Below are 14,668 nucleotides of genomic sequence, written 5' to 3' on the forward strand. Positions count from 1 at the left end.
TGTTATTTTAAGATGGGTTTTAAAACCTCTGATTTTCCGTCGATTGGCTCCTGGTAACTTAAACCAAGAATATTTGCAATTAATGGATATACATTTACGTTTTCAAAAGAAGGTATTTTTACCTGTTTTTTAAAGGCAGGTCCCCAGGCCAAAAAGGTTGCATGCATATCTTTTACCACCGAAGGATCGAAACCGTGGTGGCCAATGCCCGGTTTACGGCTGGAGAATACTTTTGGCCATTCGGGTACCAGCAAAATATCGCCGATCCGGTTCATACGGTCATCTGTTGCACTGTAATGGAAATGCTCCGGCATATTGCTTTTCAGGTACACTTTATAATCCTTTTCATTGCTTTTTAAGGCCTCGTAAAGTGGCTGTATATCAGCTTTGTTTTTAGCGTGGATATCCATTAAAGTACTAGATGCAGCAATGATGTATTTGGCCGTATCAATTTCCTTTGGTGTCGCAATCGGGTGTTCACGGTCTACAGCGGTCATTCCATGATCAGAAACAAATACATAATTTACCGGAAGATGAAGCGGTTCGATGGCCTTTGTTAACTCATAAATCACCGAATCGACCATTTTAACCGCTTTTTCTGTCTCTGGCGCATCCGGACCAAAACTGTGTCCGGCGTGATCAGGTTCTGACAGGTAAAAAGTAATCAGGTGCGGTCTTTTTTCTTCCGGCAGGCTTAACCAGTTTTTCACAATGCTGATTCTTTTGTCAACGGTAATCTGTTCGGTATAATCGTAATAATAAGTAGGGCGCAGGCCTTTAATTTCGGCTTCAGATCCTACCCAGAACATACTTGCTGCAATCATATGCTGCTGTTCGGCCAATACCCATAGCGGAGTGCCACCATACCATTTACCATCCCTTACTTTTGCTTTTGCACCCATAGAATACCTTTCGCCCGCTTTTTCATCTAAAAAGCTATTGTTTACTAAACCATGGTGCGAAGGATACATTCCGGTTACCAGGGTGTAGTGATTAGGGAAGGTCACCGACGGATAACTCGGGATCATGGATGCCGCCTGTACACCGTTTTGGCTCAGTTCGAGCAGGTGATTTGCTTTGTAGCGCCCGGCATAATCTTGTCGGAAGCCATCAGCAGAAATCAAAATAACATAAGGTTTTTTAATTTGGGCAGCATCATTTTTTCGGCCCTGGGCTATATGTTGAATGGTATCCGTTTGTGCCTGTACCTGGTTTCCTGTTAAGGCCAGAAAAGCGGTCATTATAAAACCGAAGCCATAATTAATTTTTTTCATTTTGTATTATTTATAAATTTCATTCATGATGGCGGCTAAGCGGATGCCTGCCTGTGCAAGGCGTTTTTTAACGATATCGGCATGGGCAGGATAATAGTTGTAATCAAATTCAGGATTTTTTGCTGCTTCTGCATAGAGTTGTTTGCTGATTTCGTATGATTCGAAAGCCCATTTTGCCACGTCATCTTTTTCCCATGTTTTTGCTTCATTTTTTTCTACTACATCACAGTCGGCCGCAAGTTCACGGTAACTCAAACCCGCATAATCGATCAAACCACTGTCCCAAAGGCCATGAAGGTTACTTTCTTTACGCATCAGTTTTACTTTAATTCCGTTACCACCCGAATCTTCCGAATGTCCGGTATGCATTGGTTGGTGAATGTCGCCAACCAGGTGAACCAGGAATTTAAGCGCAAAAATATGTTCTTCTTTTGTTTTCGAAGCATCTTTTAAGTCACTTATACATTGCAGAAGCGCTTTATAAATGTTCGGTTTTTCCATTGATTTCAGTTGAGCGTTGAAATCATCATAATTTAAACCTTCAGGCAGGTTTACGTAGTGCCAGGGTGCAGTGTAGGCATATTGCTGATAGGATCTCACTTCATCAGGATAAGTGCTTACCATGGCAAGGCTTTCGCTGCCCAGAATATCCTGAACGGCTTTTTTTGCTTTCTTGCTCAGGTGGTTTTCGGCAATCTTACCAATGGCCCGGTGACCAATTACGCCCCATGAAATGAGTGCGAAGCTGATGGTAACCAGTAGTGTTGGGAAAAGTATTTTTTTAAACATGGGATAATTTATATGGGTTATATGAAAGATAAAATTGTCACTCTGAGCCTGCCGAAGGATTAGCTTAAATGCATTTCGACAGGCTCAATGTGACATATTTGAATAGAATTAATTAAAAAGGTAACGAAAACCGAACTGCATCTCGTAAGTAGAGGCGTAACCCACTACATCTCTGTTGCCATTAACAATAGGGAAGTTCCTGTCTGTAGCGATACGGAAAGTAGGTTTGGTTGTTCCGCCCGGTGTCAAATTAGCAACGTTTGTTGGCACCAGGATAGAAGTTGTTCCAAAGTTAGATTGCATACCCCAGTTTTTGTTCAAAAGGTTACCAAAGTTTTTAATATCGATACTAAACTGGATGGTATTGCGTTTGCCACCCACATTGGTGAAAATATCCTGTAAGAATTTAAAATCCCACTGGCCGTTAAATGGGGTTATAACTGCATTACGCTCAGTATATTGTCCTTTTCTGCCACGGAGGTATTTATCCTGATCAATGTAGCGGAAAAACAGATCGCTTTGCTGTTTTGGTGTGTAAGTTACCATATCAGCACCTGTACCAACAGTTAACGCCACAAAGTTGATTTCTGAAGCATCTTTCGGTACATAAATTAAATCGCCGTTTACACCATCTCTGTTAATATCGGTAGAGTAAGTATAAGAAGTACGGCCGTTCGATCCGTCATAAACCAAAGTGAATTGTGTTCCGAGGTGTTTTATAAATTCTTTACGGTAATAAACAGAAGCAATAATACGGTCAGGAGATACAAAACCTGAATAACCTAAAGTTGGGTTATTTGCGCCGTTTACACTGCTTGTGGCCTGCCATGCAGAAAGGGTTTGATCGCCGCTGCCTTCGTACAGGCTTTTTGCCGAACTTCTGATGTACGAAACTGTAGCACCAAAACCATTATCAAAACGTTTGCTCAATGTACCTGTAAGTGAATAGTAATATCCTTTATTTGCATTTCCGAGCACAATTACGTTAAATGCATCTGGCTGTCTGGCGCCCGTTCCCGGAATTACCGTGCCATTTGGAACAGCCTGTCCGTTTAAAATCGGATTGATAAACTTATCAGTAGCTGCATTTGGATAAATCAGCCTGTTATCCGGATATCCGGCAACATTTAAAGGTTTAGGGTCAACCAGGTTGGCATTGCGGAAAAGGATGGTCCTGATGTCCCTGTTAAAAATTCCTTCCACCGAACCAACAATGCCATAAGGAAGTTTCACATCAACTGCTAAACTGGTCTTAAACGCAGCAGGCATTTTCAGGTTTTTGTCCATCACCGTAATCGGGTTAGGCAATACCGTTCCGGCAACAGGTACGGTTGTTGGACGATAGGCGCCGATATTCGGATTAAACGGACCAGGAGTATTGTTTTGTCCTGAATAAGTTTCAGTAATCTGCAACATTCCGGCATCGCCCGCCTGTGCCACGATCCATACATTCGGGATGCGGCCCACAAATAAACCTGCACCGCCTCTCACCTGGATTGATCGGTCGCCGATAACATCCCAGTTAAAACCGATACGCGGCGAAATTGATATTTTCGATTTTGGAAGATTGCCTGTGTTTAAACGTTCTCCATCATGGAAAGTCAACGCCGATACCAATGGGTGTTCCTTTAAAATTTTAGGGTATGTTGCCAACTCTGCACGGATACCACCGGTTACCCTTAAGCGTTCTGTAACCGAAATCTCATCCTGTACATAACCCGAAAACTGCCAGAATTTGTAAGTAGGGAAGGCCTGCTCATAATTTGGAGATAAAGAATAGGTTTGGGCAAATTCAATTGGTTTGGCACCATTTTTAAAATCATCCCATGAGTTAAAAGTATAATAACTGGTTCCGAAACGTTGGAAACCATTTTTAGTGATGCTATAATCGCCCTGTAAACCGGCAGTAATATTGTGTTTACCTACCGCCCAGGTAACGTAATCGTTTAACGAATATACCTGTACATCTCTCAGGTTTCCATAAGTAAAGGGCTCATAACCAAATGTAGTAAATGGTGTAGGTGCCGAATTTCCATCTGCTTTTAAGATATCAACCAATGGAAAAACCTGACTGTCGGAACTTCTTGGATCGTTCTGGTTAGTGTACGATAAACGTAAGGTATTGGCAAAACGGTTAAATACTTTGCTGTTTAATTCGGCAGTAATCGAATATAAATTACTTTCCTGGTAGTAGTTGGAATTTTTAAAAGCCAGTGCAGTATTGCCTGTTCTCGATCCTCCACCCGGAAATGCACCCAACGGACTTCTGGAGGTACTTACAAACGAAGGTGATTTGGTTTTAACATAACTACCACGAATGTTAAAGTGGTTATTCTGGTTAATGTTCCAGTCTAATCTTCCCAGTAAATTTGTTCTTTCCGTTTCAGAAGGATAACCCTGATAAATCCCCGGGTCGTAACCATAGGTGGTTTTTAAGTAATTGCTGATCTCATCAAGTTCTGCAACGGTTGGGCGCACTACATTCGGGATACCTGAACCATAAGGTGCCTCGGGAGTTGCCGCTAAACGTGTTTGACCAGGCCTTACTTCATTTTCTCTTTCAGCATTTAAAAAGAAAAATAATTTGTTCTTGATGATCGGTCCACCGATTCTGGCACCAAAAGTTTTATACGTTTGGTCTGTTGGGTCGGCCAGTTCAGGGTAATTGCTTACTCTCTTACCAATCTGGTTCTGGTTTCTGAAATACGTATATGCCGAACCCGAAAACTCGTTTGTACCCGAACGGGTAACCGCATTGATTGAGGCACCGATAAAACCGGTCTGCTTTACATCATAAGGTGTAACATTTACTGAAATTTCTTCCAATGCATCGATAGAAACCGGGTTTCCGTTGCCTGGCAGGTTATTCCCGATCCCGAAGTTATTGTTAAAATCGGCACCATCTACCGTTACATTGTTCTGGCGTGAGTTACCTCCACCAATGGCTGCACCATTAGCTTGCGGGGCCATTCTGGTCAGGTCGCTCAAACTCCTGCTCAAAGTTGGAAGCGCATTGATCTCTTTTTTGCCCAAACTGGTCGATGTACCGGTTCTGCTTGCATTAAGGGGCGAATTTTTTGAAGCACCTTTAATGTTTACCTCACTCAGATCTTTTCCGCCTGAAGCCATGTTCAGGTTTAAGATATAAGTATCGCCCAATGGCAGGCTAATGTTTTCGATGGTTTTTGGGTCCATACCTACATAGGTAACCACAACTTTGTAAGGGCCACCCGGGCGCATGTTAGAAATGGTAAAGCGGCCATCATCATTGGTACTTACCACATAACTGGTTCCTGATGGCATGTGTGTGGCTTTAATCGTTACTCCCGGAAGAGTAGTTTTTGCATCTTTTATTGTTCCGGATAGATTACCCGTTGTGACCTGCGCATGCAGGGAAATCACAGCAAACAATAAGGACAAAATGGTAAAGATTTTTTTCATGTTGATCTTATATGTTAATGAATTAGTTGTGGCAAATTTCATTTAGCCAGATAAAGCCGACATTAAGACAAGGTTAAAATAGATTAAGGAAATAGTATTATCGGTGTTACGGCAGGGCCTATTGTAAAGAGAATATTTACAGGGAGATAATTTCAATGCTTATTTGGGTAACATATAGGTTATGATGTTTTGTAACTGATTGTTATACAGTGTTATATTATGTATTGGTGTGATTTTTATCGAAGCAATAAGCATTTCTGCCTGATCTTAAACAAACGTTTGCGTACAATGATTAATACAAAAAATACAGGCTGATGTTTAATATTACAAAGAGTAACAATATTAGCAAAAGTTAAGTAAATGTAAAGTTACAGCCAATGTCTTCGTAGAGAAAACAGACCTGTACATTGGCTGTAATTTGCTATAATATTGGTAAATGGTTTTTACTTTGCCGCCCTGATCCTGCTTAAAGTTTCGCTTCGCATGCCCAGGTAACTCGCCAGGTGGCGTAACGGAATTCTTTCAATCGCCATAGATTTAGTATCTGCAAATCGCTTGTAACGACTGGCAGCATTTGTAATTCTGGCCAAAATAGACCGCTCGGAAGCGGCATAATATTGTAAAGCCAGTATCTTTCTACCAATCACATTGGCTTCCGGATAAAGCGAATACACCGAATCAATCAGGGCAAAAGGAATAATGATCAGTTCGGAGTCTTCCAGCGCCTGCAGGTACTCAACAGAGTGCTGGGAAGTATGATCGGGATGGTGGATAGCGCCAATGGTTTCATTTTCAAAACTGAACCTGGTGGTAATATCTTTATCATTATCCTTAATAAATCCCCTTACCAGGCCACTTATTACAAAATAAAGCGAAGCATTATGATCAATGGGAGAGAGTATAAATTTATTCTTTTTTACCTGTATCTGCCTGCAATGCAGTATGTGGTCGGCAATAAAGCCCTTTGATAATGGATGAAACTTCTCAAAATATTTGATAAGCGGTAATATATTGTTGTATGCGGTAAACTGAGACATTCGTAATGAGAATTTGGATGGTTTATCCGCATATACGAAGTATTCCTAAAAGGGGTTTTTGGTTTTTGAAAAAAAATAAAAATATTTTAATAATCCTTTATTCCTGTTAAACAGCTGATCAGGTTTAGCGTGCTGAGGCTGTTGGAGCGCATATTAAAATACCCCTGCGTTTTTTGCGCAGGGGTATTTAATATCTGGTATATCAGGGTAAGCTAAATGGCTCCATCTTCTTTAACCATTTTATTAATTGCTTTTTGTACTTTAATTACATCTGTTTCTACTGTTTTTCTAACCGCGGCATCGAATGAAGCTGCAAATTCTGCGGTAACAAAAATCTCGTCTTTTTCATTCAACACATTAAGTACAAAGGCATTGCTTCCAAACTTAAACCCGCTCTTTATTCTGATCACATCTTTTTCAAAGATTTTTAAAAACTCGTAACTGTTGCTGATCTGGTCAAAACAATCTCTCACGGCCTGAAAAACCAGGTGTGTTTCTATATCCAAACCATTTATAATCACGGTAACCGATGTAAGGTCGTTCAGTTCCGGAAGAAGATCTTCACTATAAATAATATCTTTTGGATCTGAGATTACAACGGTTTCCTTATCTGCGCTTTCGCCTGCCTGTTGCGTTAATTGTATTGTGGCATTGCCGTCTTTTAATGTAACGGTGTTTGCAGAAGTGTTTTCGATTTTAATATCGCTAATGGTATCTTTAATGATGCCTACAACAAGTTCGAGCGCTTTTGATTGGGTACTGTTCATTATGGTATTTTTTTGCAAAGGTAACGCTTGCCTGCGGAGCTCTGTAATTATAATCTAAATAAATACATATTTTTATGATAAGTATTTTATTTACAGTATGTTATTTTTAAAATCTCAATTTATTTTTCTTACTAAATGCCGCAGGTAAAGTGCCGGATGATCTAAAAAAGATTTTGTTAACCTAAAATGTTCGGTATCCTCATAATTGGTTTCCGATATGCCGTGGGAATCTGCGATATAAAACTTCCCCCCGCAATGCGAGGTAGGGTTATCTCTGATAAAAACGGCATTTATGCATCATTTTTAAAACGAATATAATCAATTGTTAAATAATGAAATATGGCCAGGTCAATAATTTTAGAATACAAAAATTAACCCATTAAATCATTCTTCAATAATCATTCTCTTTACTTTAGTCCTGAAATTTCCATTACCCACGTTTAAAACAGTATCACCCTGATTATTGATTTCGATAGATTTAAATTCAATTCTTCCAAATAAACTATCTCCAACACTATAATTTAACTTATTTAAGATAAGCTTCTGGTTAATTACTTTTTGTATCGGTTTAGTTTCCCCTTCAATAATAAAATCAGTAAATTGATATGCTTCGGCACTAAACTTTTTATTTCTGTATTTGATGTTTAGTCCTTGTCCTGCAAACCCATCACTAATGCCGATCCTGATCGACAAAGTATCAGATTTTGAATAATAATAAGCGCGACAGTTGTTTAGTTTTGCAAAAACGGCATCCTGCTTTTCATGTTTGCCGAAACGGAAATAAGCGACATCACTGGTCCGTTTGGACCCATCATGCTTTTCAAAAAAGGAATAAATTTCTTCTTTTTTATTCATTTCATTATAAATCAGGTTTTTAGGCAATCCGGGGTCAAGGTGTGCATTATTCCATTGTTTCGTGTTATCTGTGGAGCTGCAGCTTGTAGCCATAAGGGCTATAAAAGAGTAAATTAAAGCAAGATAAATTTTTTTCATGGAGCGGTTTAAGGTTTTATGATACGATGTTTTTATGGGCGGGATTCCATAAAAATTCTCCTTCATGGCGCAGGTTTTCAAACCTGCGCCATGAAAAACCAGATACATTATTTAATCTACAGAAAAGAAAATATGCGCTTCGAAGTCTTCGACTACGCTCAGACTGACAAAAATCTGTTGATTATTCTCCCTCATAGCGCAGGTTTTCAAACCTGCGCGTACAGTTTTATCATTATTGTTAAAATATTCCGATCATCCAAAAACAATCCAATTTTGTTAATTTTATTGTTTCTTCATGGAAAAAGAGCCATTAATTTTATAAACAGGCGAAAAAATATCCGTAATATTCTGTTTGTTGCTATAAATCATCTCATCATCCTTTAAATCGCGATTTTCAGAAAGTAAACATGAATTTCAACTTCATTTAAACTTCATAAATCTGTATTTATTTCGCTATCGAATTAAATCGTTGAGTAACCATCATTTATTGAAATCATTTAGCCTCCGCAACGCGGTTGAAAATTGCTTTTATCATAAAGTGCTGCTCAGCTAAACTAATTAGAGAAAAAAAATAAATCAGATTTAACCATTCAACAAAAAAAAATGAAAAGAGTTGTCATATGCTTAGGCTTGTGTACTTTGCTTTACGTAACGGGTTGTACCTCGAAGAAAGAAGAAAAAGAAGAAGTAGCTACTTATGCGGTAACCACGCCGTTAAGAATGGATACTTCGTTTACCAAGGAATATGTTTCGCAGATTAAATCTGTCAGGAATATCGAAGTTAGGGCCCAGGAGAAGGGCTACCTCCAGAATATTTATGTAGATGAAGGCCAGCATGTAAAAGCAGGCCAGTTGTTGTTTAAAATTATGCCTAAAGCGGCTCAGTCTGAATTGCTTAAAGCACAGGCAGAAACCAAATCGGCGCAAATTGAACTGGAAAACACCAAAATGCTGTCTGATAAAAACATTGTTTCCAAAAATGAACTGGCCATGGCCAAGGCAAAACTGCAGTCTGCAAATGCCGAAACCTCTCTGGCTAAATTCCATTTATCCAATACTGAAATCAGGGCGCCATTTGATGGTACCATCGACCGCATTCCTTTAAAATTAGGTAGTTTGGTTGATGAAGGCGCTTTATTAACCAGCCTTTCAGATAACAGTCAGGTTTTTGCTTACTTCAACGTATCAGAGCCTGAATACTTAAACTATCAGAGTGCTACAAAAGCAAAAGGACAGCAGGAGGTAAGCTTATTACTGGCTAACAACGAATTGCTAAAATCGAAAGGTAAAGTTGAAGTAATCGAAAGTGAATTTGATAATGAGACGGGAAATATCGCGTTCAGGGCCAGGTTCAATAATTCGGATAATTTGCTTAGAAACGGCGAAACCGGTAAAATCCAGATGGTTGTTCCTTTAAAAAATGCCATTGTTATTCCGCAGAAGGCCACTTATGATATTCAGGATAAAACCTATGTTTTCGTAATCGATAAAAACAATAAAGTACACTCGAGGGCCATCACCATTGCGGGCGAACTGCCTGATTTATACATTATCGGCGATGGCATCACGGTAGAAGATAAAATCTTGCTCGAAGGTGTGCAAAAAGTTAAAGACGACGATAAAATCGCTTTTAAATTCCAGCAGCCTCAGGACGTGATGAAACAATTGAGATTGAAAACAGAATAATCTAAACCCTCCATACTTATTTTATGTTTAGTAAATTCATACAAAGGCCCGTCCTTTCTATCGTAATATCGCTTATTATTGTGTTTCTTGGGGTGCTGGCCATCAGCTACCTTCCGGTTACGCAATTCCCATCCATTTCTCCGCCTAAAGTAAATATCACGGCAGAGTATCCTGGAGCGAACAACGAATTGTTGATTAAATCGGTGGTTATTCCGCTCGAACGTGCACTTAATGGTGTACCGGGCATGAAATATATCGCATCTGATGCCGGTAACGATGGTGAAGCATCCATCCAGGTGGTATTTAACCTGGGTACCGATCCTAACCAGGCTTCTCTTAACGTGCAAAACCGTGTAGCCGCTGTTACCAATAAACTTCCTCCTCTGGTGGTTCGTGAAGGGGTTAAAATCACCCGCGAAGAATCTAACATGTTGATGTACATCAACTTGTATAGCAAGGACCCCAAAATGAATCAGAATTTCCTGTACAACTATGCAGATATTAACCTGCTTTCGGAGCTGAAAAGGGTTGATGGTGTGGGTTTTGCAGATATTTTGGGCGACAGGGATTACGCCATGCGTATCTGGCTAAAACCGGATCGTATGCAGGCTTATAAAATCTCTGTTGATGAGGTAATGAAAGCTCTTGATGAGCAAAGTTTAGAAGCCTCGCCGGGTAAAACTGGGGAGAGCTCGGGTAAACGTTCGCAGGCTTTCGAATATGTGTTAAAATATTCAGGACGTTTTAATACCAAAGAGGGATATGAAAACATCGTGGTAAGGGCAACACCAAATGGCGAATTGCTTCGCTTAAAAGATATTGCCGACGTAGATTTTAGTGCTTCCGCTTACAATTTGTACTCTACCTTAAACGGAAAAGCTTCTGCAGCAATCGTTTTGAAGCAATCTTATGGCAGTAACGCCAGTCAGGTTATTAAAGATGTTAAAGCTAAAATGGCTGAGATTAAATCGGCTTCCTTTCCAAAAGGTTTAGATTACGAAATCAGTTACGACGTTTCAAAATTCCTTGATGCATCTATCGAAAAAGTAATCCACACCTTAGTAGAAGCTTTTATCCTGGTGGGTTTAGTGGTGTTCTTATTCCTTGGCGACTGGCGTTCAACGCTCATTCCGGCCATCGCCGTACCGGTATCACTGATCGGAACATTTGTGTTCATGCAGTTCTTTGGCATCACACTTAACTTAATTACTTTATTTGCATTGGTTTTGGCCATTGGGGTAGTAGTAGATGATGCGATTGTAGTAATTGAGGCCGTTCACGCCAAGATGGAGCACGACAGGCATCTATCGGTATTAAAGGCCACACAACAAGCCATGAAAGAAATCGGTGGGGCAATTATCGCCATCACTTTCTTAATGGCATCGGTATTTATCCCGGTAGCATTTATGTCTGGTCCGGTAGGTATTTTCTACCGTCAGTTCTCCATTACCATGGCAACGGCTATTATCCTTTCTGGTATTGTGGCTTTAACGCTTACGCCTGCACTGTGTGCCATTATGTTGAAGAACAATCATGGTTCACCGAAAAAGAAAACTTTGATTGATCGTTTCCTGGATGGTTTCAACAATGGTTTTGCCAAACTTTCTGGCAAGTACGAGTTGGTATTAAGCAAGGTAGTAAGCCGCAGGATTTTAACTTTTGGTGTATTGGTTGCTTTCTGTTTAGGTGTTTGGGCGTTAAGTGGAAGTGTACCATCAGGATTTATCCCTAACGAAGATCAGGGAATGGTTTATGCTATTATCCAAACACCTCCGGGCTCTACTTTAGAGCGTACCGACCAGATTGCAGAGAAACTGCAAAAAATGTGCGAAGACATTGATGGTGTAAAATCGGTTTCATCTTTGGCCGGATACGAAATCCTGACCGAAGGTACGGGATCGAACTCTGGTACCTGTTTAATTAACCTGAAAGACTGGAGTGAACGTAAACATTCGGCAGCCGAAATTATTGAAGAGCTTGAAGAAAAATCAAAATCTATTCCGGGTGCAACCATCGAGTTTTTCCAGCCACCGGCGGTGCCAGGTTATGGTGCAGCGGGCGGTTTCGAGCTCCGTTTACTGGATAAAGCAGGTAGTGGCGATTACAAAAAAATGGAAACCGTTGCCAACGATTTTGTACGCGAACTGAACAAACGTAAAGAACTTTCATCGGTATTTACTTTCTATAGTGCGAGTTTCCCTCAGTACATGCTGGATGTGGATAACGATATTGCGCAACAAAAAGGGGTGAGTATTGATAATGCGATGAACACCTTATCTACTTTTGTGGGTAGTAATTATGAAACCAGTTTTATTAAATACGATCGTCAGTATAAGGTTATCGTACAGGCATTGCCTCAATACAGGGCCTTGCCAGAAGATATCTTAAAGCTTTCGGTTAAAAACGACCGCGATGAGATGGTACCTTTCTCAGCTTTCATTAAAATGCGTAAAGTTTACGGTTTATCGGAAATTACCCGTCACAATATGTATAATGCTTCTGAGATTAGTGGTCAATCGGCTCCGGGTTATAGCTCGGGTGAGGCGATTAAAGCCATTACAGAAGTTGCCAAGAAAACATTGCCAAGGGGATTTGGTATCGATTGGGCAGGTATTTCTAAAGATGAGGTATCGAGAGGGAATGAAGCCATTTATATTTTCCTGATTTGTTTAGGTTTTGTGTACCTGGTTCTGGCCGCTCAGTATGAAAGTTTCATCTTGCCGCTTTCCGTAATTCTTTCTTTACCCGCAGGTATTTTTGGTGCCTTCCTGTTCCTTAAATTATTAGGATTGGAAAACAACATTTATGCACAGGTAGCTATGGTGATGCTCATCGGTTTACTCGGTAAAAATGCCGTGCTGATTGTGGAGTTTGCCACACAGCGCCATGCACAGGGAGCAACCGTATTCAAGGCAGCACTTGAAGGTGCAAGCGTACGTTTCCGCCCGATTTTAATGACCTCTTTTGCCTTCATCGCAGGTTTAATTCCTTTGATGATTGCAAGCGGACCAGGTAAAATCGGTAACCGTACCATTGGATCGGCTGCGGCAGGCGGTATGCTTTTCGGTACCATTTTCGGGGTAATTGTAATTCCCGGACTGTATTTCATATTCGGAACCATTGCAGCCAAACACAAGCTGATTAAAATTGAAGAAGAACATCCATTAACTGAAGAAATTGAGAATAATGTTTAAGCAAAATCTTTATAAAAGCCTTGGACTGGTGTTGATATGCGCTGCATATACCGCCTGTAAATTGCCCGAAGTGGCCCAACGCTCCGAAAATAAAAACGTTCCTGCAGCCTTTAACGGCTCGCAGGATACAGTAAACACCGCCAGCATTAAATGGCGTAATTTTTTTACCGATCCAAACCTGGTAAACCTGATTGATACGGCATTAAAAAACAACCAGGAGTTAAACATCACGCTTCAGGATATTGAAATTGCCAAAAATGAAATCAAAGCCAGAAAAGGAGAACTTTTACCAAGTGTAACTTATGGTGTTGGTGCAGGTTTTGATAAAGTTGGACGTTACACCAGTTCTGGTGCCGGCGATGCTTCAACAGAGATCACCCCTGGCAAAGAAGTGCCAGAAGTATTGCCTGATTACCATTTTGGTTTACAAGCCAATTGGGAAGCCGATATCTGGCATAAATTGCGCAACTCTAAAAAAGCAGCCATTAGCCATTACCTGTCGACTGTAGAAGGTAAAAACTTCGTCATTACCAATTTAATTGCTGAGGTAGCCAATTCATATTATGAGTTGCTTGCTGCTGATAATCAGTTAGAAACGGTAAAAAAGAACATCGAGCTGCAAAGCAATGCCCTGGAACTGATGAAAATCCAAAAGCAGGCTTCAAGGGTTAACGAACTTGCCGTGCGTAAATTTGAAGCAGAGGTATTAAGTTCAAAGAGTTTAGAATTTGATATTCAGCAAAACATTACCGAAACAGAAAATAAAATTAATTTCCTGCTGGGTCGTTTCCCTCAGCCAATTATCAGAGATAAATCTAATTTTACCGACCTGGTTCCGCCAACAGTGCAAACAGGCTTACCTTCACAGTTATTAGCGAACCGTCCGGATATTAAACAAGCCGAACTCGAACTGGCAGCAGCTAAATTAGACGTTAAAGTAGCCAAAGCACAGTTTTATCCATCTTTGGGTATTTCAGCAACTATTGGTTATCAGGCCTTTAATCCTTCTTATTTATTAAGAACGCCGGAATCTTTGATCTATTCGTTGGCCGGAGATTTAGCCGGACCACTGATCAACAGAAACGCCATAAAAGCAGAATATTTAACCGCAAATGCGAAACAGTTACAAGCGGTTTTTGATTATGAAAAAACCATTTTAAATGGTTATATCGAAGTGGCCAATCAAATGTCGAAAATCAGCAACCTGCAAAAAAGTTACGATCTGAAATCAAAACAGGTTACTGCGCTTACGCAATCAATTGATATTTCGAATGATTTGTTTAAATCGGCAAGGGCTGATTATTTTGAGGTGTTGATGACCCAGCGCGATGCACTACAATCAAAATTAGAACTTATAGAAACCAAAAAACAACAGTTAAATGCTGTAGTCGATATTTATCACGCCCTCGGTGGCGGATGGAATTAGTTAATGTGGTGCTATAAAACCTTTTAAGTCATATTATCCTTATATTCAATCAGGCTGCTCC

The 14,668-nt window shown here is 40.2% G+C and carries 9 protein-coding genes; 3 read left to right on the top strand and 6 right to left on the bottom strand.

Going from position 1 to position 14,668, the window contains the following annotated elements:
- Positions 1-2: 2 nt before the first annotated feature.
- From ACTJKC_RS19900 to ACTJKC_RS19925, 6 genes are all read right to left on the bottom strand, one after another.
- On the bottom strand, positions 3-1,274 hold the full coding sequence (locus ACTJKC_RS19900) for an alkaline phosphatase family protein (RefSeq protein WP_440794654.1): 1,272 nt from the start codon (positions 1,272-1,274) through the stop codon (positions 3-5).
- A 6-nt stretch (positions 1,275-1,280) separates the two neighbouring features.
- On the bottom strand, positions 1,281-2,063 hold the full coding sequence (locus ACTJKC_RS19905) for a S1/P1 nuclease (protein ID WP_440794656.1): 783 nt from the start codon (positions 2,061-2,063) through the stop codon (positions 1,281-1,283).
- Positions 2,064-2,171: 108 nt separating this feature from the next.
- Entirely contained in the window at positions 2,172-5,504 is a 3,333-nt protein-coding gene (locus tag ACTJKC_RS19910; protein ID WP_440794658.1) for a carboxypeptidase regulatory-like domain-containing protein, read from the bottom strand.
- 443 nt (positions 5,505-5,947) lie between these two features.
- The gene (locus ACTJKC_RS19915; protein WP_440794660.1) at positions 5,948-6,541 is read right to left on the bottom strand and encodes a Crp/Fnr family transcriptional regulator; all 594 of its coding nucleotides are present in this window, start codon (positions 6,539-6,541) and stop codon (positions 5,948-5,950) included.
- Positions 6,542-6,753: 212 nt separating this feature from the next.
- Positions 6,754-7,308 carry a hypothetical protein gene (locus tag ACTJKC_RS19920; protein ID WP_344853884.1) on the bottom strand — a complete coding sequence of 185 codons (555 nt, stop codon included), beginning with the start codon at positions 7,306-7,308 and terminating at the stop codon, positions 6,754-6,756.
- 384 nt (positions 7,309-7,692) lie between these two features.
- A complete protein-coding gene (locus tag ACTJKC_RS19925; RefSeq protein ID WP_440794662.1) occupies positions 7,693-8,301 on the bottom strand; it encodes a hypothetical protein in 609 nt (202 codons plus the stop codon).
- Between the two features lie 603 nt (positions 8,302-8,904).
- On the opposite strand from ACTJKC_RS19925, the gene ACTJKC_RS19930 reads away from it, so the two are divergent.
- Genes ACTJKC_RS19930 through ACTJKC_RS19940 form a run of 3 tightly spaced genes read left to right on the top strand, consistent with a single transcriptional unit; the run spans position 8,905 to position 14,607 of the window.
- Entirely contained in the window at positions 8,905-9,987 is a 1,083-nt protein-coding gene (locus ACTJKC_RS19930) for an efflux RND transporter periplasmic adaptor subunit (protein ID WP_344853882.1), read from the top strand.
- A 23-nt stretch (positions 9,988-10,010) separates the two neighbouring features.
- Positions 10,011-13,181, top strand: a complete 3,171-nt coding sequence (locus tag ACTJKC_RS19935; protein ID WP_440794664.1) for an efflux RND transporter permease subunit — start codon at positions 10,011-10,013, stop codon at positions 13,179-13,181.
- On the top strand, positions 13,174-14,607 hold the full coding sequence (locus tag ACTJKC_RS19940) for a TolC family protein (protein ID WP_344853880.1): 1,434 nt from the start codon (positions 13,174-13,176) through the stop codon (positions 14,605-14,607). Before ACTJKC_RS19935 ends, ACTJKC_RS19940 begins: the two co-directional genes overlap by 8 nt.
- Positions 14,608-14,668: the final 61 nt, after the last annotated feature.

It is taken from the genome of Pedobacter sp. 22226, from assembly GCF_052045455.1.
GTDB lineage: Bacteria > Bacteroidota > Bacteroidia > Sphingobacteriales > Sphingobacteriaceae > Pedobacter > Pedobacter jeongneungensis.

Excerpts from the sequence above, each read along its gene's own strand:
- ACTJKC_RS19900 (WP_440794654.1), bottom strand. The coding sequence starts at position 1,274 with ATGAAAAAAATTAATTATGGCTTCGGTTTTATAATGACCGCTTTTCTG.
- ACTJKC_RS19905 (WP_440794656.1), bottom strand. The coding sequence starts at position 2,063 with ATGTTTAAAAAAATACTTTTCCCAACACTACTGGTTACCATCAGCTTC.
- ACTJKC_RS19910 (WP_440794658.1), bottom strand. The coding sequence starts at position 5,504 with ATGAAAAAAATCTTTACCATTTTGTCCTTATTGTTTGCTGTGATTTCC.
- ACTJKC_RS19915 (WP_440794660.1), bottom strand. The coding sequence starts at position 6,541 with ATGTCTCAGTTTACCGCATACAACAATATATTACCGCTTATCAAATAT.
- ACTJKC_RS19920 (WP_344853884.1), bottom strand. The coding sequence starts at position 7,308 with ATGAACAGTACCCAATCAAAAGCGCTCGAACTTGTTGTAGGCATCATT.
- ACTJKC_RS19925 (WP_440794662.1), bottom strand. The coding sequence starts at position 8,301 with ATGAAAAAAATTTATCTTGCTTTAATTTACTCTTTTATAGCCCTTATG.
- ACTJKC_RS19930 (WP_344853882.1), top strand. The coding sequence starts at position 8,905 with ATGAAAAGAGTTGTCATATGCTTAGGCTTGTGTACTTTGCTTTACGTA.
- ACTJKC_RS19935 (WP_440794664.1), top strand. The coding sequence starts at position 10,011 with ATGTTTAGTAAATTCATACAAAGGCCCGTCCTTTCTATCGTAATATCG.
- ACTJKC_RS19940 (WP_344853880.1), top strand. The coding sequence starts at position 13,174 with ATGTTTAAGCAAAATCTTTATAAAAGCCTTGGACTGGTGTTGATATGC.